The organism is Candidatus Baltobacteraceae bacterium (assembly GCA_035502855.1).
GTDB lineage: Bacteria > Vulcanimicrobiota > Vulcanimicrobiia > Vulcanimicrobiales > Vulcanimicrobiaceae > Aquilonibacter.
Genome location: DATJTX010000026.1, coordinates 32,060 through 52,647, shown reverse-complemented (window position 1 = coordinate 52,647; position 20,588 = coordinate 32,060). Strand labels below are relative to the sequence as shown.

The window sequence follows — 20,588 nt, the reverse complement described above, 5'->3', positions numbered from 1 at the left end:
CGGTGTCGAAGAGCGATAACCCGGTCATGAGCACCACGTTAGGTCCAGCTTTCTTGGCCGTCGGTGACGGAACGTCGACGGTCGGCCGCATTGCCATCGAGAACGGGCGCATCGCCGCCATTCTTCCCGCCGATGGTCCTTCGGATTATCCGCTTCCGCCCGGCAGCAGCATCGCTCCCGGTCTGATCGACGTTCATACCAACGGTGCGGGCGACATGCTCTTCAATCGCGATCAGGGTTACGCCGTCCCGGTCGCAGCCGCCGAATACGCGCGAATGGGAGCCACCGGTTTCGTCGCGAGCGTGATGACGGCGCCGTTTGAATCGATGCTGCACATCGCCTCGGCCGTGGTCGATGCGGCGCACGATCTCGAAGAGGACGAACCGCGCGGCGCGCGCTGCCTCGGCATTCATTTCGAAGGGCCGTTTCTCAACATGAAATTCCGCGGGGTGCATCGCGCGGAGTGGCTCATCCCCGCTTCGGCAACGCGCGCGAAAGAGATGGTCGACGCCTGTAAAGGTGCATGTCTGCTGGTGACGATGGCGCCCGAGATCGAAGGCGCGGCCGATGCGATGCGCGTCTTCCTGGAGCACGGCGTCGTATGCTCGGCCGGGCACACGAGCGCGCGCTACGGCGACGGATTGCTCGCAATCGGCTTGGGCTTTCGTTCGCTGACCCATGCGTTCAACGGTATGCCGCCCCTCATTCACCGCGATCCCTCCATTCTCGCGGCATTCATCCAAGATCGCCGGACGATGGTGCAGGTGATCAGCGACGGCTATCACGTCGCGCCGGTGATGGTCGACATTCTGTATCGCACGGTCGGCGACCGCGTCGTGCTCGCCAGCGATCTGATGCCGCCGGTCGACGCCGGCTATCGCATCGTGGGCGGCGTCATGCGCGCGCCTGACGGCACGATCGCCGGCAGCGCGCTGCGTATGGATCAGGCCGTGCGCAATTTCATGTCGTACGCCGATATTTCGTTCGCCGAGGCGGTCATGGCGGCGACGCACGCGCCGGCCAAGCTGATCGGACTCGAAAACGAGATGGGGCGAATCGCGCCGGGGCTGCGCGCCGATCTCTCGTTTTGGGACAGCGAGTACAAGATCATCGGCACGATGATCGGCGGCACGGCGGTCCATGGTCTACGCACGGGTACCACCACGCTGGCCTCATGATGACGCGGCGCGCTGCTGCCGTGCTCGAGACGGTCTTCGGCAATGCGTTCGCCCAAAACTTCGACGTGCGCTTCTGGGACGGAAGCACGCTGCCGAGCAAGACCACGCCGCCGGCGTTCACCTTCGTCATCAATTCACCCGGGGCGCTCCGCAGCGCACTCGCACCTCCGCTCGAGGCCAACATGGGAGCCGCGTTCGTCAGCGGCGCGCTCGATATCGAAGGCGATTTGGTCGCGGCGATCACGGCGTTCAACGCCGCGAATCAGCGCCGCTCCGGCGTGCGTACCGCGCGCGTTGCGTACCTGCTGCTACAGCTTCCTCGTGAGGCCCGGCCTTCACCGGCGGGTGCGCAATTGCACGGACGGCGCCATTCGCGCCGGCGCGATCGGGCTGCGATCTCTTACCACTACGACCATCCGGTCGAGTTCTACCGCACGTTTCTCGATCGCGATCTGGTGTACTCGTGCGCGTACTATGACGACGGCATCGACGATCTGGACCGCGCGCAGGCGGCCAAGCTCGACTACGTGCTGCGCAAGCTGCGCCTACAGCCGGGTATGTCGTTCTTAGACATCGGCTGCGGCTGGGGATCGCTGGTGATCGCGGCAGCACAGCGCGGTGCATGGTCGCACGGGATCACGCTCAGCCGCGTTCAGCACGACGAAGCGAATCGCCGCATCGCCGAGTTGGGCCTTGCGGATCGCGCGAAGGTCGAGTACCGCGATTATCGCGAGCTGCGCGGCCTCGCCTTCGATCGCATCGCGAGCATCGGCATGTTCGAGCACGTCGGACGTCCCAAGCTCGCGGAGTATTTTCGCTCAGCCTTCGCCGCGCTGCGCCCCGGAGGTCTGTTTCTCAATCACGGCATCGCCGAACAGAGTCCGGGACGGCGGCCGCCGCGCAATCCCTTCATCGAGCGCTACGTCTTTCCCGACGGCGATTTGGTCGCCGTGTCGGACGGCCTTGCGATCGCGGAACGAACCGGCTTCGAGGTGCGCGACGTCGAGAATCTACGCGAGCACTACGCGCGCACGCTGCGCGCCTGGGTCGCCAATATCGAGCGCAATCGTGAGGAGGCGATCGCGCGGGCGGGCGAGGCCGCCTATCGCGTCTGGCGCTTATACATGGCGGCGAGCGCCGTCTCGTTCGATGCCGCGTCGATCGGCGTCTATCAGTCGCTGCTCGCGCGTCCGGACGTGAGCGGCCGCGTCACCATCCCGCCCACGCGCCGCGATCTGTACGACTTGTCATCCCGGCCCCTCGACTCACGCTCGGGGTAAACTCCGCGAAGCGTAGTCGAGGGAAGCACCACGCAACCGTTGCCCGCGAAGACGCTGCTCGCGTCCTTCGAGGCACTCGCGCTGCGCGCTCGTGCACCTCAGGATGACAGTTGCTCCGTCACCCTGAGGTGCGAGCCGAAGGCGAGCCTCGAAGGGTCGCATCCTGCGAATGGAGCAAAACTTCGAGCCTTCGCTTGCCAACGGTTGCGTGGTGCTTCTGTAGACTTCGGCCCTACGCGCCTACGCTTGGGATGACAATGCCGCGCTCGACTCCGCACGTTCCACGTACGCCGAGCGCAGCATCGTGAACGCGGCGTACAGCACGACGACGACGACCAGCCAGCGCACCGCGTTGAGCGGCAGCGACTTTACGATGTACGCGGCGATCAACACGCCCGGAATCCCGGCCAGCGTCAGCCCGATCGCGGCCTTGAACTGGTACGCGTCGAAACGGACGAAACGCGCGCTTGCTACCGGCATCAGAAACGCGCACGAGCCCATCATGATCGGAAACGCGGCGCGCGGGTTCATGCCGAGCAGGCTGATGAGGATCAGCGCCGGCGCGTAGAGGCCGATGCCGATCGTCATCAGCGCGCCCAGCGCGAAGTTTGCGATGATTCCGGCAACGAGCAACACGCCGGAGAGCCCGAGTGCGTCGCCGCCGCCGGGAATCAAGTGCAAGTTCGTCATCACGAAGATCAGCGCGGCAACCGCGAGCGCACCGCCCATCCCGATCTGCACGTAGCGGCGCGGCCAGCGCGCCACGAATCCGGCGCCGAGCCAGCCGCCCGCAACCGACGCGGCAATCAACAGCACCAGCGTGAGCGGATCGACGCCGATCACCGTGATATAGATCAGCGCTTCGGTAATCGTCGGTAGCGTATGACCGGCGTTCAGCGTCCCGGGAATCTTTTCGTCGGGGACGAGCTTGAAGAACTTGAAGAGCGAGGTCGTCGGCGCGAACGACCCGATGCCGAGCGTATCGAAGAAATCGGTCAGAAACCCGATCCCGAGTCCGACGGGGCTCGGCCACGCGAATTCCTTGCGCCGCCAGACTTCGACCGCCCAGAAGACCGCAAAGATCGCACCGATGATCCACAGCAGGGCGAGAATAATGGCGACGACACTCATATCGCCGCCCTTCGCTGCGGGTCCGCTAACGTACTGCTGCGGCGTTGAAGTACGAAGCGCGCGGGTGGTGGATCACGATCGCGGCAGTCGATTGTTCGGGAACGATCTGAAACGCCTCGGTCAACTCGACACCGATGCGCTCTTGCGCACCGAGCACACCGAACGCGATTGCATGCTGCGAGAGATCCGGGCACGCGCCGTAACCCCATGAATAGCGCTTTCCGCGCCCGTGTTCGAGGCGAAGTTCCGTGCGAATCCGGCGATGCGTCCACTCGGCTAACGCCTCGGCAGACTGGACGGTAAAGCCGTGGAGAAAGTACGACCCGCTGTAATCACCGGCAGCCTGGAGCCCATCGATGCGCTCGGTCGCGCTGCGGCCGACGGTCACGACCTGCAATGCGACGACGTCGATGCCGCGGCCATCCTGCGGTTCACGCAGATAATCGGCCAAGCACAGATGGTCGCCGCCCACCTGGCGCGCGAACGGGAAGCGCGCGATCTCGCGCCCGCGGTCGTCCGGATCGTAGAGGATCACGTCGTTGCCGACGCCCGCGGCAGGGTAATAGCCATAGGCTACTTTCGGCTCGAGGAGGCCGCCCGCTTCCGCTTCACGCTGATAGCGGCGCAGCCGCGGATCGAACTCGTCGCGCACCAGCGCCTCGAACGCCTCACCCTTCGTGTTGCTCGCGCCCCACGAAAGGCGGTACAGACTTTTGAGATCGAAGCACGGCCAGAGTTCGCGCAGATCGACGCCCTCGATCGTGGTCGCTCCCCAAAACGGCGGCTGCGGAATATCGACGTGCTCGCTCTTCACGGCCGACGTCGACGGTCCCGCGGCGTGCGTCACGACGCCGTCGCGGGCGCGGTCACGCTGCGCGTACGCTTCCTTACGGATGCGTTCGAGAAAAGCTTCTCGTGCGCGCTCGTCGTTCGTAAGGCGATCCATGATCTCCAATCCCTCGAACGCGTCTTTGGCATAAAACAATCCGGGTTCGAAGAAGCGTGCTCCCTCATCGAGCAGCACGATGCGGCGTCCGAAGTCGCGATTGATCGCCGCACCTCCCACGATCACCGGAAAGCGCAAGCCGCGCGCGTCTTGCTCCTGCACGCAGATCGGCATCTGCTTGCTGGTCGAAACGAGCAGCGCTGAAAGGCCGATCGCGTCGGCGTTCGTTTCCACCGCCTTCTCGAGAATCGTGTTCATCGGGACCTGCTTGCCCAGGTCGTGCACGGTGTAGCCGTTGTTGGTCAGGATCGTGTAGACGAGGTTCTTGCCGATGTCGTGCACGTCGCCGAAGACCGTCGCCAGCACGACCGTTCCTTTGGTCGCGCCTTCCTTCTTCTCGAGAAACTGCTCGAGATGCGCTACCGCCTTCTTCATCACCTCGGCGGATTGCAGCACGAACGGCAGGATCAATTCACCCGAACCGAATTTGTCGCCCACCTCTTTCATCGCGGGCAGCAGGATCTCGTTGAGCACCGCAACCGGGTCGCGCTCTTGCAGTGCCGCGTCGATCTTGGCTTCGATTCCGTCCTTGCGCCGGCGCAGAATGGCGTTGTGAATTTGCTGCGCAACGGGAAGGTCGGCTTCGAGGGACGCGTTCGAAGCGCTTCCCTCGACTTCGCTCGGGATGATGCTTTCGAAATGCTCGATCAGCCGCTGCAGCGCGTCGGGGCGACGGTTGAACACGAGGTCGTCGCAGATCTCGCGCACGTTCGGTTCGATTTCCGCGTACGGCGAGATCTCCTTGGCGTGCACGAGCGCTGCGTCGAGTCCGGCCTCCACGCAATGATGCAAGAAGACCGAGTTGAGCGCCGCACGCGCTCCCGGTTTCAATCCGAACGATACGTTGGAGACGCCGAGCGAGGTGAGCACGCCCGGCAACTCACGCTTGATCAGGCGGATACCTTCGATCGTTTCCACCGCCGAACTCGCGAACTCGGGATCGCCGGTCGCGAGCGTGAACGTGAGCGCGTCGAAGATCAACGCGCCCGGGGGCAACCCGTATTCGTCGACCACGATCCCGTGGATGCGCTGCGCTACCTCCAGCTTGCGCTGTGCCGTCTTCGCCATCCCGCTCTCGTCGATCGTCAACGCGATGACGGCCGCTCCGTGCTCCTTGGCGAGCGGCAGCACCACGTCGATCTTCGCCCGCCCGGCCTCGAGGTGCACCGAATTCAGAATCGCACGCCCCGGGTAGTTCTCGAGCGCAACCTGCATCACGCGCGGTTCGGTCGAGTCGATCATCAGCGGCGCCTCGATCGATTGCGCGAGCCGGCGCACCAGTTCACGCATCTGCCCGTCCTCGTCGGTCCGCTCGGTCAGCGCGCAGCACACGTCGAGCACGTGCGCGCCGCCCTCGACCTGTTCGCGCGCGACCAGCATGATCTCGTCGTAGTTATCCTCGAGCAGCAGCCGCTTGATCTTGCGCGAGCCCTGGCTGTTGATACGTTCGCCGACGAGCAGCGGCCGCGGTTCCTGCTCAAGCGCGATCGCGGTCATCGCTGAGGCAGCTTGCTGCGGCACGGGATCGCGGAGCCTGTCCCGAGCGGCGCCGAGGGGCTCGCTTTTGATTGTTACGCTCGCTGCGCGACCCCGCGCCGCAGTCGTCGCTGCCTCGTCGATCGCGTCGCGTAGCGCGGTGATGTGCGCGGGCGTCGAGCCGCAGCAGCCGCCGACGATGTTTACGCCGAAGTCGCGGACGAAGTCGCCGAGCTCGCGCGCGAGTTCGTCCGGGGTTTCGGGGTAAATGGTTTCGCCCTTGGGCCCCATCAACGGGAGGCCGGCATTGGGGATCACGCTCACGAAACAGCGCGAGTTCTCGGCGAGGTAGCGTACCGCATCGCGCATCTGCGCGGGGCCGGTCGAGCAGTTGAGGCCGATCACGTCGATCGGCAGTGCATCGAGCGTTGCGGTGATCGCGCGGATGTCGGTTCCGAGCAGCATCCGTCCTTCGGTGATCAGCGTCGGCTGCGCTTGGATCGGCACGCGGCGAAGGCCGCGGTCGAACTCGCGCACGATGCCGGCGATCGCGGCTTTGAGCTCGAGCAGGTCTTGCATCGTCTCGAGCAACAGCACATCGGCCCCGCCCTCGACCAGCGCGCGCGCTTGCTCGCCGTAGATCGCGGCGAGTTCCTCGAAGGTGATCTTCGAAAGTGCGGGATCGGACGAGGAGATCAACATGCCGGTCGGACCCATCGAACCGGCGACGAAGCGAGGCCGATCGGGCGTTGCGATCGCGTCGCAGGCTTCGCGCGCCAGCGCAGCGGCGCGTGCGTTGATCTCGAGCGTCTTCTCGCCCAGGCCGTACTCTTCGAGCTTCAGATGCGAGCCCATGAACGAGTCGGTCTCGACGACGTCCGCGCCGGCTTGCAGGTACGCCGCATGGATCGAGCGCACGATGTCCGGCCGCGCGAGAACCAGCGCCTCGTTGCATCCGGCGTAGCGGTCGCCGCCGAAGTCGGCCGCGGATAAGTCGAGCGCCATGAGCTGCGTGCCCATGGCGCCGTCGTAAATCAGTACCCGCTCTTGCAGCAGGCGCAAGTAGTCGCGCAATGTATCCGAATCAACTCGCTTCTTCGACGGCGAAGTTCGAGCGCACGCGGATCGCTCCGACCGCACGCCCTGCACGATTATACACGACCGGCGCGGCAAAGCCCCCCAAGTCGGCGGCATCGGCGAGCGGGCTGCCCAACCGGCCCAGCGCCGCCATCGTCAGCGGCGCCCGAGCACGGGCTGCGCCGTCGAGAACCTTGCTGACGAGCCCGATACCCTCGGGAATCAGCGCTGAACCATGCACGCCCTCGGCGCCCGATTTACAGGCGATGGAGCCGCCCCCGGCAGCCATCAAGCGCGAGTCGAATTCCGCCGTTCCGTGCACGTATTCCGGATAGGAAATCATCGCGTCGCGCACTACCAAGAGCGCCATCGCGTCGCGCGATTCCAGTTGGGCGAGCGAAGCGAAGCGCGCGAACGCCATCGCCGCGCGGCGAAGAGAGGTTGCATAGACCGGGATGCCACAGCCGTCGATACCCACCGGCCAACTCGCCGGATCGTCGCCGGAGAGTCGCGCACAAAACGTCAGGATGTGCTGCTGCGCCGGATTCTCGATCGCCATGTACGTTGCGGGGTCGCTTCCGAGCGCGCGGCACAGCGCGAGAATTCCGGCGTGCTTGCCGGAGCAGTTGTTGTAAATCGAGCCGTGCGGACGTCCCTCTTGCTCGCCGCATTGCAGCGCCGATTCGTCGAGCCCGATCTTCTTCAGAAGCGAACGAACCGCGTCGACATGAAACGGCTCGCCCACGTGCGAGGCGCTCATTACCGCGATCTCGCGTTGATCGAGGCCGAACGCTTCGCGCACTCCCGCATCGATCGCCGCGGCGGCGATGAACGGCTTGGCGGTCGAACGAAGAAAGACCGGCGATTCGATATCGCCGGTCTGCAGTACCACCTCGCCGTCCGCGTTCGCTGCGCAGAGGGCAACGTGGTGGACCGATTCTACCCGATCGCCGCGTGTAACCTCGACGACCATCAAGAAACGAGGGCGGGTTCGACGACGACCGCCGCTTGATCGGCAAAGACGGCGTTGCTCAAGTACCGCTCGCCGGTATCGCAGCCGATCGTCACGATGAGCTTGCCCTTATTCTCGTCACGCGCAGCAACTTGCAACGCTGCCCAGACGTTCGCCCCCGCCGAGATTCCGACCAGCATGCCTTCTTCGCGCGCGAGGAGCCGCGCCGTTGCGATTGCCTCGGCATCGGTTACCCGAATCACCTCGTCATAGACGCTTTGGTCGAGAACTTTTGGAATGAAACCCGTGCCGGTGCCTTGGATCTTGTGCGGACCGGGCGCGCCTCCGCTCAGAACCGGCGACCCTTCCGGCTCGCCGGCAATGATCTGGACGTTCTTCTTGCGTGCCTTGAGCACTTCGCCGACGCCGGTGATCGTGCCGCCGGTTCCAACCATCGCGATGAAGATGTCGACCGCACCGTCGGTGTCGCGCCAGATCTCTTCCGCGGTCGTACGGCGATGGATTTCCGGATTCGCCGGATTTTCGAATTGTTGCGGCATGAAGTATTTGTTGGGCGTATCAGCATAGATCTTGCCGGCCAGCGCGATTGCACCCTTCATGCCGTCGGCGCCTGGGGTGAGGATCACTTGCGCTCCGTACGCTTTGAGCAGATTGCGACGCTCGATCGTCATGGTGTCGGGCATCACGAGAATACATTTGTAGCCCTTCGCCGCCGCGACGAATGCCAGCGCGATGCCGGTGTTTCCACTGGTCGGTTCCAGGATCGTCATCCCCGGCAATAAGCGACCGTCGCGCTCGGCGGCTTCGATCATCGAAACGCCGATGCGATCTTTCACCGAGCCGGCCGGATTGAACGACTCCATCTTCACCAGGATCGTGCCCGGAAGACCCTTGTTGAGCCGCGGGATCTTGACCAGCGGCGTATTGCCGAACGTATCGGCCAAGTTTTCGTAGATGCGTGCCATAGTGTCTGTTTGAACCCCCTCCCGCAGCGGATGTGTTGCGCAAGCGAGGTGATTGTCGGCCCCTCGAACGAATGTTCGAGAGGTGTTCTCCCTCTCCCAGAAATCCCTTTACGTCGAGGCGCTCGACCTGTGGATCGACAGCATGCGCTCGCGGGAGCGCTGCTACGTCTCGCACGGGCATAGCGACCATGCGCGCGAGCACCGCACGGTCGTCGCGACGCCGAACACCGCCCGCATCTGCCGCACCCGGTTTGCGCGCCGTGCCGAGCGGCGCCGGCTCTCGACCCTGCCGCAGTCCGAGCCTGCGCAGCCGGTCGAATTCGAGGAGCACGGTTTCAACGAACCGTGGGAGGAACGTGGCCACCGGCTCACGCTCTTTTCAGCCGGACACGTGCTCGGCAGCGCGCAGCTGCTGATCGAGGGCGAGGGCGGAAGCTTCGTCTATACGGGCGACTTCAAGCTGCGTGAATCGCTCACGGTCGAGCCGCCTGAGGTCAAACCGTGCGATGTGGTACTGATGGAATGTACCTACGGCCGTCCGCAGTATGTCTTTCCGCCGCATGCCGAAGTCGCGGCACAGATGGTCGCCTTCGCGCGCCAGACGTTGGAAGATGACGCGGTACCGGTTTTTTTCGCCTATTCGCTCGGCAAAGCGCAAGAGGCGATGGCAATTCTCGGCGCCGCCGGATTGGCCCTGACGGTACACGATGCGGTCGATGCGCTGGCACAGGTCTACGAAGCCTGCGGCGTTTCCATGCCGTCCTACGCGCGGTATCACGCGGAAGCGTTCGATGCGCGCAGCGTGCTGATCTGGCCGCCGGGTGGAAAGGCGTTGCCCAAGGCGTTGCGCAACAAACCGGTACGCACAGCCGTGCTGACCGGCTGGTCACTCGATCGCGGCGCGCTCTTCCGTTATGGAACGCAGCGCGGCTTCGCGCTCTCGGACCACGCCGACTATCCCGCGCTGCTGCAATACGTGGAACGCGCGCAGCCGCGCAAAGTACTCCTGAATCACGGCTGGCGCGATTTCGTTTATCGCCTGCGTGCGCTCGGCGTCGACGCCGAGTATATGGAGGACCATGCGCAACTCTCACTCCTTTAGAATCCCGGCAGCACTAACCGTCTTGTTTTTTTTGGCAACGCTCCTTCCCGCGCAGGCTCAGACGACATCCTCGCCGCCCACGATCGATGATGCGATCGCCGCGATTCGGGCGTATGCGCCGCAGGCGCTGCGCGAACAAGGCGCGCCGGGCATGTCGGTGGCGATCACCGATCGCACCCAGACGCTCGCGATCATCACGGTCGGCATGGCGGACGTGGCGAGCAAGACGCCGGTGACCGCCGACACGCGCTTTCCGATCGGTTCGATTTCCAAATCGATGACCACACTTGCGCTCTTGCAGCTGCACGATCGCGGCTTGGTCGATCTCGATGCCCGCGTGCAACGGTATCTGCCGTCTTGGTCGATCCACAGTAACGGCGTGCCGATTTTGGTTCATCAGCTGCTCTCCCACACGGCCGGCATTCCCGACGACTACACCGTCGAACAGTACGGCTACGCGATCGCCGCGTTGCGTAACGCGCACACGCTCTTCACGCCGGGAACGCAGTGGTCGTATTCGAACGACGGCTTCGCCACGGTCGGCGCGATCGTCGCCGCGGTTTCGCACACGACCTGGCAGTCAGATATCGAGAACCACGTCTTCGCGCCGATCGGCATGACGCATAGCTCGGCGATCTTCGACGATCGCACGCTCTCCGACGCCGCCACCGGCTATCAATTCCGCGACGGCGATTACGTCGCGACGCCGCCGAACCCGGTATTGATCCCCTCGCCGTATGTTGACTTCGTGGATCCGGCCGGCTCGATCATCTCGACACCAGGAGATATGGCCGCCTACCTGCGCCTCTATCTCAACGGCGGCAAGACCGCAAGCGGCGTCCAGCTGATTTCTCCCGCAAGCTTTGCCGCGATGACCACCGCCGACCATTTCAATAACGGCGCTCCGGACGTCGCGAAGGACGTGGAGCTAGCCGAGTGGCCGGCCTTTTATCACGAATACGGCTACGGCCTCTCGATCTTTCACACCGACGGCGATCATCTCGTCGGGCACACCGGCGGCGTCTCCGGCTACACGGCGTGCTTCCAAGCCAACCTCACGCGCGGCTTCGGTGCGATCGCGCTCTCGAATCTCGTCGAAGCGCCGCTGCATCCGTGTGCGATCGTGAAATACGCGATGGCGGTGCTGCGCGCGCAGAGCCTGGGGCAAGCGCTGCCGCAGCCGCCGAACGGTCCGCCGATTCCACCGCCCGCGATCGTCTCGAGCGATTACGTCGGGGCATATCACATGACCGGCGGCAATAGCGTCGAGGTCACCGACGCGCACGGCACCCTCGCGCTCACCGACGCCGGACGAACCTATCGTCTCGTCGCGCAGGGACACGACATGTTCTGGACCGACGATCCGCGCTTCACGATCTACTACGTCGCCTTCGAACGGAACAAGGCAAAAGCGGTCGACGGCTTTACCAACGCGGGAATGTACTATGTCAATTCCCGGCACACCGGACCGACGACGTTCCCGCATCCCGCGTCATGGAACGCGTTGACCGGACGCTACGAAACCTCGATCTTCGGCTCGGCGCTGGTGATGCGGATCGTCATCGTCAAAGGCGGTCTCACCGTCGACGGGCTGCAGCATCTGCGGCCGTCGGCCAACGGAACCTTTGCGTTGGGACCGTCGGTGGTTCGCTTCGACACGCCGTTCGAAGGCAAGATGCAGCGGCTCTGGCTCGACGGCGCGGATCTTTATCGCATCGAGCTTCCCTAACCTCGCCTAACGGCGGCGAGCGATCGGCAGCACCTCGAACGTGTCGGGACCGCTCTTTTGCACGCCGCAGTCCCCCCGGTGGGACACGTCCCAGCGCCATCCGGCCCCGTGTACGTGTGCAACGTTGATCTCGCAGCGGTAGTTGTGGGAGCCGTCGCTGTAGGTAAACGTGATATTCCCCAGATTTCCCTCGGTGTTGCCATCGCAGCGGACCCTACCGGCGCCGCCGTTCGCATGACATTTCGCGGTATGGATCTCGGCTTGCATTCCGCCGGTACCGTTGATGTAGCAGTCGGCGAGCGCCGCAACCGGCGCTGCAGCCAGCGTGAGTGCAACGAGGGCGACGATCGGACGACGTACGTTCATCAGTCGACTCCTATGTCCCAGAGTAGGCCGAGATCTTTTTTGGCAAAGGTTTTGAACGCGATCAGCGTTTCGGTGTTCTCGATTCCCTCGAGTGCGGCCACGTGTTCGGTGACCAGGTCGTTGAGCTCGTCGTGCTCGCGCACGCGGGCGATCGCGATGATGTCGAAGGGGCCCGCGACCGAGTAGACTTCCGCGATTCCGTCGATCGCAAGCAGATCGTCGGCGATCGATTTGAGATGCGTGCGGGAGACGTTCATCAAGATGAAGGCCGTAACCATGAGAAGCGGCTTCGCAGACGCGCACCGGCGGACCTTGAGAAGGACCGGTTCCGATGAGCCTTCCCGCCCTCTTCCCACAGCGCTCCTACGCTTGATGCGGAGGATAGTATATGTCAGCCACGACCATGCGGGAGCGCCCGGCAGCGCCCCCGGCAACGATGCGCGCATTCGTCATGCAGGGCCTCGATAACGTCGGTTTCGCTACGAAACCGGTTCCGACGCCCGGCCCGACCGACGCGATCGTCAAAACAACTCATGCCTTGATCTGCTCGTCCGACGCACATACGGTCCATGGGGCGATCGGCCCGCGTGAGAACCTCACCCTCGGCCACGAAGCGGTCGGAATCGTCAGCGCGGTCGGTTCCGACGTCAAACTCTTCAAGCCCGGCGATCGCGTCGTCGTCGGCGCGATCACGCCCACGTGGGGCGATCTGGCTTCGCAAGCCGGCCATTCCTCGCAGTCCGACGGTGCGCTGGGCGGTTGGAAGTTCGCCAACGTGAAGGACGGCGTGTTCGCCGAATACTTCCACGTCAATGAAGCCGACGCGAACATGGCCCTCATCCCCCCGAGCATCCCCAGCGAGATGGCCGTCTACTGCGCCGACATGCTTTCGACCGGTTTCGCCGGCGCCGAGAACGCGAACATCCCGATCGGCGGTACGGTCGCGATCTTTGCGCAAGGCCCGGTGGGACTGATGGCCACCGCCGGTGCGCGGTTGCGCGGCGCCGGTTTGATCATCACCGTCGACGCCGTCCCGTCGCGTCTCCAGATGAGCAAGCATTTCGGTGCCGACGTCACGATCGACCTTACCAAGGAAGATCCGGTCGAGCGCATCCTGGCTCTCACCGGCGGCATCGGTGTCGACTCGGCCATCGAGGCGCTCGGCAATCCGGTCAGCTTCGCCAACTGCATCCGCGTCGCAAAGCCAGGCGGCACGATCTCCAATGTCGGCTATCACGGACATGGCGATACCGTCCCGATTCCGCGCGAAGCATGGGGCGTCGGCATGGCGGAAAAAACGATCAAGACCGACCTCTGCCCGGGCGGACGTCTGCGGATGCAGCGCCTGCTGACGATCCTGCAGAACGGCCGCGTCGATCCGACCCCGCTCACCACGCACACCTTCCGCTTCGATCAACTGGAACCGGCATTCGAGATGATGGACAAGAAGACCGACGGCGTCATCAAACCGCTGATCCTCTTCTCGTAAACGCGGGAGCGCATTGCGCGCGCAGGCAATCATTGGGGAATGATCGCCTTCGCGCGCACCTGCGCGGCTATCGCCGCTACGGCGAGTAAGCTCGAGAAGATCGCAATACTCGCCGCATATTTTCGCGAGCTCGACGATGCGAATCTCGCGGCTGCAGCACGCTTTTTCACCGGCAACGCGTTTGCCGCGCGCGAGCAAAAGCAGCTCTCGATCGGCGCAAGCGCGATCGTCGAAGCCGCCCAGTATGCGTGGGGCGTGACCGACGCGCAACTGCGCGCCGGCTATCGCGAGCATGGCGATCTGGGCGCTGCGCTCGGTCCGTTCGTCCGTGAGCCGCACGACCTCGGGCTCTTTCGCGAGCCTCTGACCCCCGCTTCGCTCGGCGCGCTTTTCGAAGAGATCGCGGCGGCGGCGGGACGGTCGGCCCGCAAGCACCGCCTGCATCTGTGCGAACGCATTCTCGGCGCGTGTTCCGATCCGCTCGAGGCGACGTACGTGATCAAGATCATGACCGGTGATCTGCGCATCGGACTGCGCGCCGGGCTGGTCGATGACGCGATTGCCGCAGCGTTCGGGCTCCACGCTCCGGACGTGCGGCGCGCGGTCATGATCGCCGGCGACGTCGGCGCGGTGGCGGTCGCGGCCAAGCACGGCGACCTTTCGTCAGTGCGGATCCGCTACGGATCACCGATCGGGTTCATGCTTGCTTCTCCAATCCCGTACGGCGAAATCTATCGCGACCTGACCGGCGCGCTCTGGCACGCGGAAGACAAATACGACGGGATTCGCGCGCAGGCGCACGTCGAGGGCGCCCGCGTAACGCTTTTCTCGCGTACGCTCAACGACGTCACCCATTCGTATCCAGAGATCGCGCAGGCGCTGCACGGCCAGTCTCACCGCATGATGCTCGACGGCGAGATCATCGCGATGCGCGAGGGCCAGGTGCTTCCCTTTCGGATGCTCCAGGCGCGCTTGCAGCGCAAGGAGATCGATGCGGCTCTGCTCGCGGAGGTTCCGTTGCAGTATGTCGCGTTCGACATGATGGCGATCGACGACGAATTTTTGCTCGATGTGCCGCTGCGCGAGCGGCGCGCACGCCTGGCCGAGGCGGTCGCCGAGAACGCGCATCTGCGCATCGCGCCGTTCGAGACGCTCGAACCGGACGCCGGGCCGGAGACGATCAACGCGCGCTTCGAGGCGGCCCGCGCGCGCGGGAACGAAGGCGCGATGTTCAAACGCGCCGATTCACCGTATGCGCCGGGACGGCGCGGCAAGTGGTGGCTCAAACTCAAGCGCGAACTCGACACGCTCGATGTCGTCGTGGTGGCCGTCGAGTGGGGGCATGGGAAGCGGGCCAAAGTGCTCTCGGATTACACCTTCGCCGTCCGCGGAGAACACGACGAACTGCTGACGATCGGCAAAGCCTACTCGGGCCTCACCGACGCCGAGATCGCGGCCCTGACGCCCCGGTTTCTCGAGCACGCGCTTCCGGCCCACGCGCAACGCGAAAAGGCGCGGTCGCACGAGATTCCGGTCGAGCCGGAGATCGTGCTCGAAGTTGCGTTCGACATAATTCAGGAGAGCGATTTGCACGAGAGCGGTTTCTCACTACGGTTTCCACGCATCGTTCGGATCCGCGACGACAAGCCGCCGGCGGACATCGATACGATCGCGCGCGTTCGAGAGATCTACGCAGCAATGCTGGAGCGCGAGCGCGTTCACTCATAGCGTTCGATCGGTTCGCCGGCATCGGCGGTCGCGACCGAGAGCATACCGGGGACCTTTACCATGAGCGCTTCGAGTTGCTCGAGGTCACCGGATCCCTGAATGGTTACCAGCACGTTGACGACATCGTTCGCACCATCCCCTGTATGTTGGACACTGAGGTCCGAAACGCTGAACCCGCGGTGCGTACAGATCGAGAGAGCGTCGCGAAGTGAACCGCGGCCCAATTCGTAGAGTAACCGAAGCTGGGTCGAGCGAAAGCGCGCCCGCGGCAAGCGACGAGCCAGCGACGGAAAGACGAAAACGACGACGAAATGCGCTGCGGTGACCGCGATTGCGAGCACCGGCAACCCCGCCCCGCACGCCATGCCGACTGCCGCAGTCAGCCAGACGATCGCAGCCGTCGTAAGTCCGCGGACGACATCGCGACGCATGAAGATCACGCCGCCGCCGATGAACCCGATTCCGGTAACGACCTGCGCTGCTACCCGCGATGGATCGAGCACGATTCGACCGGTTAGGAGCACGTCGGTAAAGCCGTACTTGGAAACCAGCATCATCAACGCGGCCGCGACCCCGACCACCGTGTAGGTGCGGAGCCCCGCACTCTTTTGACGGTATTCGCGCTCAAGACCGATCAGAGCCGACAAAATCAACGCTAAGCCAAGTTCGGCAAGCTGGGGCCAGCTCTCACCGATCGGTTCGACGGCGAAATTCATCACGGGGGCTTCGCGGCGACTAACGCTCAGCCTGCGATCAGCGACGGTCCCTGCGTTCGCGAATTCGACGTGCCCGATCGGCGGCGTCGGAACTGCGCGTCTTTCGCTGCGAGAGACCGCGCAGGAGCATCGAGCCGCTGACCAGCGCCAGCAACACCACCGACACGATCGAGAGCGTCAGCCGGTCGGGAATGGGGAGCGCTGCGGCGCTGGCGATAACCACCGCGGCCAGCGCGGTCAATGTTTCCCAGCGCCGCACGAGTATGGGCGTGGCTACGGCCGCGCGACCTTCCAAACTCCTTTGATGCCGTTCCCCTTTTGTTGCCCCGGAGCGGTATCTTTCGAAAAGAGGTAGAGCGGCATCCCGTTATAGGCCCACTGTTTCGTTCCGTCTTTGCGCGTGATGATCGAGAACTTTCCCGATGCCGTCGCACCGCTCGGAGCGAGCAGCGGCGGCCAGATGATCGCGCACTTGCCGGTGCAATTCGACGTCGCGGCCGTGTCTTTCGCGAAAACGTAGAGCGTCATGCCCTTGGCGTCGACGAGCGCTCCGCCGTGAACGGTCGGCATCGCGCTCACGACGCCCATCTTCCCCATCGAGCCCATTGCGTTCATCGAGCCCATTTGGGCCGGGAGCGCGATCGCGAAACACGATGCGAAGATGATTCCGGCGATTGCAAAAGCCTTCATTGTCGCTCCCCTCATTGTCCCTCCCCTCATTGCCCCTCCTACTTGTTCTTGAACTTGGCGACCCGCTTTTCATTATACGCCGCAATGCCTTCTTTGGCGTCATCGCTCTTGAAGAGCTGCGACTGCAGCTCGCGCTCGAGCGCAAGAGCGTCTTGGAGCGGAAGCTCCCAGCCCGTCTGGACGCTGCGCTTGATCAGGCCAACCGCCATCGGCGCCTTGTTGGGGGTGCAAAACTGCCGTGCAAAATCGGCTACGGCCGCGCGGAATTCGTCGGCCGAGCCTTCGTAGACGTCGCTGACGATACCCCAATCCAACGCCTGCTCGAAGCTGAACGTCTTTCCGATGACCATGAGCTCGATCGCCCGAGCTTTCCCGACCAGTCGCGCCAGCCGCTGCGTTCCCCCGGTGCCCGGCAGCACGCCGAGCGCGACCTCGGGTAGCCCGATCTTTCCGGCATCTTTGCGCGCGATACGGATGTCCGCGGCCATCGCGATCTCCAGGCCGCCGCCCACGCAATGGCCGTTGATTGCGGCGATCACGAGTTTCGGGGTCTGTTCCAATCGATTGAGCGTCTCATTGGCGTGCAAACAGAACATGTTCTTGAACTCGGGCGTGACCGCGTTGAGCATCGCAACGTTTGCGCCGGCCGAGAAGAACTTCTCACCCTTGCCGGTCAGCACGATGACTTCAACATCGTGATCGAAGCGCGCGTCGAGAATCGCGTCGTCGAGCTGACGCATCATTTCATGCGTATAGGTGTTTGCCGGCGGGTCGTCCATCTCGATGAAGGCGAGATGCCCGTCTTTCCAGGCGTTGACGACCGGCTTCCCTGCGAAGGTCCGCAGCTCGCGCCCGAAGGGCGTTTGTGTTGCTATACCGTTGGTCGTTGCCATGATTGGTAGCTGTCCCTCGACTTCACTCACGTTGCTCGCTATGTTCGGGATGACACACGGGGTGCTATCCACTCGGGGTTCTTGAAAAATTCCGCCAGCGCGACCTCGTCGGCCGGCGTCGGCAACACCGTCGGTGCGTAGGCTTCCCACTCGTGCTCCGTCAATTCGCGCCCGTCGACCGCGTAGCGTTTCCCGGCGAACGCGCCGATCCGGCGGTTGAAGCGCATGTCGGGAACGTAGAACCCGACCTCGCTCACGTTGACCTCGTTGACACGGTCGACCGTCGCCTGCACCTCGGCATGGAACTGGGCGCGCGCACGCTCGTTGAGATGCTCGCGGTCGACCGCCTCGCCGGCCTTATCCTCGTCGACGCGCCCTTTGATGCCCCATGCATACGCCCACTGCGCCGAACCCGAATGGTCGGTGCCGAAGAGATCGAGAGAGCCCGAGATCCACTTGTTGTAATACTTCTGCTGGATCTCCACCGGAATGACGCCCGCTTGCGCAATGCGGCGCAACCCCGTGATACCGGTCCCCATATGGAAGGATTCTTCGCGCAGCATCGGACCGACCGACGACGCGAGCGGCGCAAAACCCGAGTGCGAGAGCATCGTCAACTGAAACTTCCCGTCACGGTCCATGAAATTCGTATACGCGAAGAAATCGAGCCAGTGCGTAACGTCGTCATTGAACGCGTTGAGCAGCCGATTCTTCTTGCCGAAGGCGCGCCGTTCGAGCAGCTTCTGCGCCTCGATCTTGCCTTCGCTGCCGAAATGATGGATCAATACGTGACACATCTGGTAGCCGTGGCGGGTCTCCTCGGCCATGATGCGCACGAGCGAGGCCAGATCGTATTCCGACGGTGCGCGCTCGACCAGAAAGCGCTGCTGCTCGTTGGAAGCAAACTCGGTGTCGCCCTGAAAAACGATCATGTTCAGCAGCGCATCGCGCATGCGCTGGTCCGGGATCTCGCGCACGGTTTCCCAACGCCGCTCGCCCTTGAAATCGCCGAAGTAAATCTCCGGCGTCGGCAACGCGCCGTATTTCGCCTCGAACGCATAGCCCGGCACGTAGCGCTCGATCAGCTCCGGATCGAGCCCGATGTCGTGCTGCCACTCCTTGAGCAGGTCCAGCCAGTCGTCGAAGGTCGCGATGCGCATGTGACGGATTTTCTATTTGGCGTGAGAATACTGTCATACTACGCATGTCGGAACGGAAAGTAAAGAGGCCGAACTCGTTCATCTTCACCCTGTACGGCGACCTGGTGCACAGCCAACCGGGCGAGGAAGCCCTGCCGATCGGGAGTTTGATCCTGCTGATGGCATCGTTCGGCCTCTCGGAGCCGGCGGTGCGGCAAGCGGTTTCGCGGATGTCGCGGCAAGGGTGGCTGCGGGCCCAAAAACTCGGAAACCGCTCGAACTACGCGGTAACCGAGCGTGGACGGCGTCGGATCGAGGAATTGAGCCCACGGATCTACGGGCCGCTGGTCGCGTGGGATGGACGCTGGCGTCTGCTCACCTACAGCATCGCCGAATCGCGGCGCGCGGGGCGCGACCGTTTGCGCAAGGAACTTGCCTTGCTCGGTTGGGCGCCACTTTCTTCTTCGACGTGGATCTCGCCGCACGATGCGCTCGAGGCCGTGCGCGAAGCAGCGCAAAACGCGGGCGTCGATGCCGACATCGACCTGTTCGTCTGTGACTTTGCCGGCCCGGGGAACGATCGGGAGTTGCTGCAGCGATGCTGGGATCTCGACGCGATCGCGGCCGCATACGACGACTTCATCGCTGCCTATGCCCCTCGCCTCGAGCGCGAAGAACGCGAAACCAAGCTCACCGACCGGGGCGCGTTCGTCGAACGCCTCTGGCTCGTGCACGACTATCGCAAACTCACCTACGTCGATCCCGGTCTGCCCGCATCGCTGCTCCCGGCACACTGGCCGGGGACCCGAGCGGCCGCGATTTTTCGCGAATATTACCGCAGGATCGAGCAGAAATCGCGCCGGTTTTTCCTGAGCGTGACGGGCAAGGCGGGGGCCGGATAGGCGTCGAAGCTCCGCCGCCATGCCCAAACGGATCCTCCTGATCGCGTTCGCCGTCACGGCGCTCGCACTCGCTGCGTGCAACAGCGGCTACAACCCGGAAGACCTCTACGGAACGCCCGCACCCACCAGCACGGCTTCGACACCGACGCCGAACCCCAGTGCCTCGGCTGCGCAGGTCGCGGTGTACGTGAGCAGTTCGCCGATCCCCAATCAGCCCGTCAACCTCTACACCGACGTCAACGGGCACTACGGCACGCTGATCACGACCCAGGTCACGGACGCGACAGGATCGACCACGTTCAGCAATCTCACCCCGGCGACGAACTACTGCTTCAACACCTCATACACGCCGTCGGCGCCGGGATCGACCGCGCAGAACCAATGGATCTGCGGCTATCTCTGGTTCGAAGGCGTCGTCTTCAGCTTCTGATCGAGCGATGCTTTGGTTGAGCGTTGTCCTTCGACTTCGCTCGCTTCGCTCAGGATGACAAGTTAAATCAGTCCATATCGTCGTGCAGGTGCAGATGACAGCCGTCTTCCGCATCGGAGAGCACTTCGCGCGCTTCGCTGAGCACGTTGCCGGACAGCGGTTCTCGCGGCGGCGCGATCGACCCGTGCTCAGCCAAAAAATCGGCTTCACTCCAATCTTCCCAGGTCTCGAGCGGTTCGCCGTCGATCTCGGCCGGGAAGCGGACGCAGAACCCCTGATTGAGATGCACGCCGACCACCGTCACGCGCGTTCCGCGCG

General features: G+C 63.8%; 20 protein-coding genes. 8 read left to right on the top strand and 12 right to left on the bottom strand.

Going from position 1 to position 20,588, the window contains the following annotated elements; translation table 11 throughout:
* The first annotated feature begins 26 nt into the window (after positions 1–26).
* Complete coding sequence (locus VMF11_11050; GenBank protein ID HTU70843.1) at positions 27–1,178, top strand: amidohydrolase family protein; 1,152 nt, start codon at positions 27–29, stop codon at positions 1,176–1,178.
* Positions 1,175–2,458 (top strand): cyclopropane-fatty-acyl-phospholipid synthase family protein, encoded by a 1,284-nt coding sequence (locus VMF11_11045; protein HTU70842.1) that lies wholly within the window; start codon positions 1,175–1,177, stop codon positions 2,456–2,458. The genes VMF11_11050 and VMF11_11045 overlap by 4 nt, the downstream gene beginning before the upstream one ends.
* 240 nt (positions 2,459–2,698) lie before the next feature.
* Here the strand turns inward: VMF11_11045 and VMF11_11040 are convergent, their stop codons facing one another.
* The 4 genes from VMF11_11040 to cysK are packed head-to-tail and all read right to left on the bottom strand — an operon-like array spanning position 2,699 to position 9,086.
* Positions 2,699–3,589 (bottom strand): sulfite exporter TauE/SafE family protein, encoded by an 891-nt coding sequence (locus VMF11_11040; protein ID HTU70841.1) that lies wholly within the window; start codon positions 3,587–3,589, stop codon positions 2,699–2,701.
* A gap of 25 nt (positions 3,590–3,614) precedes the next feature.
* Positions 3,615–7,133 carry a methionine synthase gene (gene metH, locus VMF11_11035; protein HTU70840.1) on the bottom strand — a complete coding sequence of 1,173 codons (3,519 nt, stop codon included), beginning with the start codon at positions 7,131–7,133 and terminating at the stop codon, positions 3,615–3,617.
* Positions 7,134–7,155: 22 nt separating this feature from the next.
* On the bottom strand, positions 7,156–8,121 hold the full coding sequence (locus VMF11_11030; protein HTU70839.1) for an asparaginase: 966 nt from the start codon (positions 8,119–8,121) through the stop codon (positions 7,156–7,158).
* Positions 8,121–9,086: a cysteine synthase A gene (gene cysK, locus VMF11_11025; protein HTU70838.1), complete on the bottom strand. Its 966-nt coding sequence runs from the start codon at positions 9,084–9,086 to the stop codon at positions 8,121–8,123. Before cysK ends, VMF11_11030 begins: the two co-directional genes overlap by 1 nt.
* Before the next feature lie 82 nt (positions 9,087–9,168).
* Between cysK and VMF11_11020 the strand changes: the two genes are divergently transcribed.
* Positions 9,169–10,188 carry an MBL fold metallo-hydrolase RNA specificity domain-containing protein gene (locus VMF11_11020; GenBank protein HTU70837.1) on the top strand — a complete coding sequence of 340 codons (1,020 nt, stop codon included), beginning with the start codon at positions 9,169–9,171 and terminating at the stop codon, positions 10,186–10,188.
* 31 nt (positions 10,189–10,219) lie between these two features.
* Positions 10,220–11,917 carry a serine hydrolase domain-containing protein gene (locus VMF11_11015; protein ID HTU70836.1) on the top strand — a complete coding sequence of 566 codons (1,698 nt, stop codon included), beginning with the start codon at positions 10,220–10,222 and terminating at the stop codon, positions 11,915–11,917.
* A 6-nt stretch (positions 11,918–11,923) separates the two neighbouring features.
* On the opposite strand, the gene VMF11_11010 is transcribed toward VMF11_11015, so the two are convergent.
* On the bottom strand, positions 11,924–12,283 hold the full coding sequence (locus tag VMF11_11010; GenBank protein ID HTU70835.1) for a hypothetical protein: 360 nt from the start codon (positions 12,281–12,283) through the stop codon (positions 11,924–11,926).
* Positions 12,283–12,561: an Lrp/AsnC ligand binding domain-containing protein gene (locus VMF11_11005; GenBank protein HTU70834.1), complete on the bottom strand. Its 279-nt coding sequence runs from the start codon at positions 12,559–12,561 to the stop codon at positions 12,283–12,285. The genes VMF11_11010 and VMF11_11005 overlap by 1 nt, the downstream gene beginning before the upstream one ends.
* Positions 12,562–12,671: 110 nt before the next feature.
* On the opposite strand from VMF11_11005, the gene VMF11_11000 reads away from it, so the two are divergent.
* Both VMF11_11000 and VMF11_10995 read left to right on the top strand, forming a co-directional pair.
* Positions 12,672–13,772, top strand: a complete 1,101-nt coding sequence (locus tag VMF11_11000) for an NAD(P)-dependent alcohol dehydrogenase (GenBank protein ID HTU70833.1) — start codon at positions 12,672–12,674, stop codon at positions 13,770–13,772.
* A gap of 39 nt (positions 13,773–13,811) precedes the next feature.
* A complete protein-coding gene (locus VMF11_10995) occupies positions 13,812–15,500 on the top strand; it encodes an ATP-dependent DNA ligase (GenBank protein ID HTU70832.1) in 1,689 nt (562 codons plus the stop codon).
* On the opposite strand, the gene VMF11_10990 is transcribed toward VMF11_10995, so the two are convergent.
* Genes VMF11_10990 through VMF11_10970 form a run of 5 tightly spaced genes read right to left on the bottom strand, consistent with a single transcriptional unit; the run spans position 15,491 to position 18,959 of the window.
* A complete protein-coding gene (locus tag VMF11_10990) occupies positions 15,491–16,216 on the bottom strand; it encodes an MgtC/SapB family protein (protein HTU70831.1) in 726 nt (241 codons plus the stop codon). The two genes, VMF11_10995 and VMF11_10990, sit on opposite strands and share 10 nt — an antisense overlap.
* Before the next feature lie 37 nt (positions 16,217–16,253).
* Positions 16,254–16,475 (bottom strand): hypothetical protein, encoded by a 222-nt coding sequence (locus VMF11_10985; protein HTU70830.1) that lies wholly within the window; start codon positions 16,473–16,475, stop codon positions 16,254–16,256.
* 14 nt (positions 16,476–16,489) lie between these two features.
* Positions 16,490–16,906, bottom strand: coding sequence for a hypothetical protein (locus VMF11_10980; protein HTU70829.1), 417 nt, complete (start codon positions 16,904–16,906; stop codon positions 16,490–16,492).
* Positions 16,907–16,944: 38 nt separating this feature from the next.
* A complete protein-coding gene (locus VMF11_10975) occupies positions 16,945–17,799 on the bottom strand; it encodes an enoyl-CoA hydratase/isomerase family protein (GenBank protein HTU70828.1) in 855 nt (284 codons plus the stop codon).
* Positions 17,800–17,837: 38 nt separating this feature from the next.
* Entirely contained in the window at positions 17,838–18,959 is a 1,122-nt protein-coding gene (locus VMF11_10970) for a Phenylacetic acid catabolic protein (protein HTU70827.1), read from the bottom strand.
* 44 nt (positions 18,960–19,003) lie between these two features.
* On the opposite strand from VMF11_10970, the gene VMF11_10965 reads away from it, so the two are divergent.
* Together VMF11_10965 and VMF11_10960 are read left to right on the top strand one after the other, a co-directional pair.
* Positions 19,004–19,840 carry a PaaX family transcriptional regulator C-terminal domain-containing protein gene (locus tag VMF11_10965; GenBank protein ID HTU70826.1) on the top strand — a complete coding sequence of 279 codons (837 nt, stop codon included), beginning with the start codon at positions 19,004–19,006 and terminating at the stop codon, positions 19,838–19,840.
* Between the two features lie 19 nt (positions 19,841–19,859).
* On the top strand, positions 19,860–20,270 hold the full coding sequence (locus tag VMF11_10960) for a hypothetical protein (protein ID HTU70825.1): 411 nt from the start codon (positions 19,860–19,862) through the stop codon (positions 20,268–20,270).
* Between the two features lie 67 nt (positions 20,271–20,337).
* Here the strand turns inward: VMF11_10960 and VMF11_10955 are convergent, their stop codons facing one another.
* Positions 20,338–20,574: a hypothetical protein gene (locus tag VMF11_10955; GenBank protein HTU70824.1), complete on the bottom strand. Its 237-nt coding sequence runs from the start codon at positions 20,572–20,574 to the stop codon at positions 20,338–20,340.
* Positions 20,575–20,588: the final 14 nt, after the last annotated feature.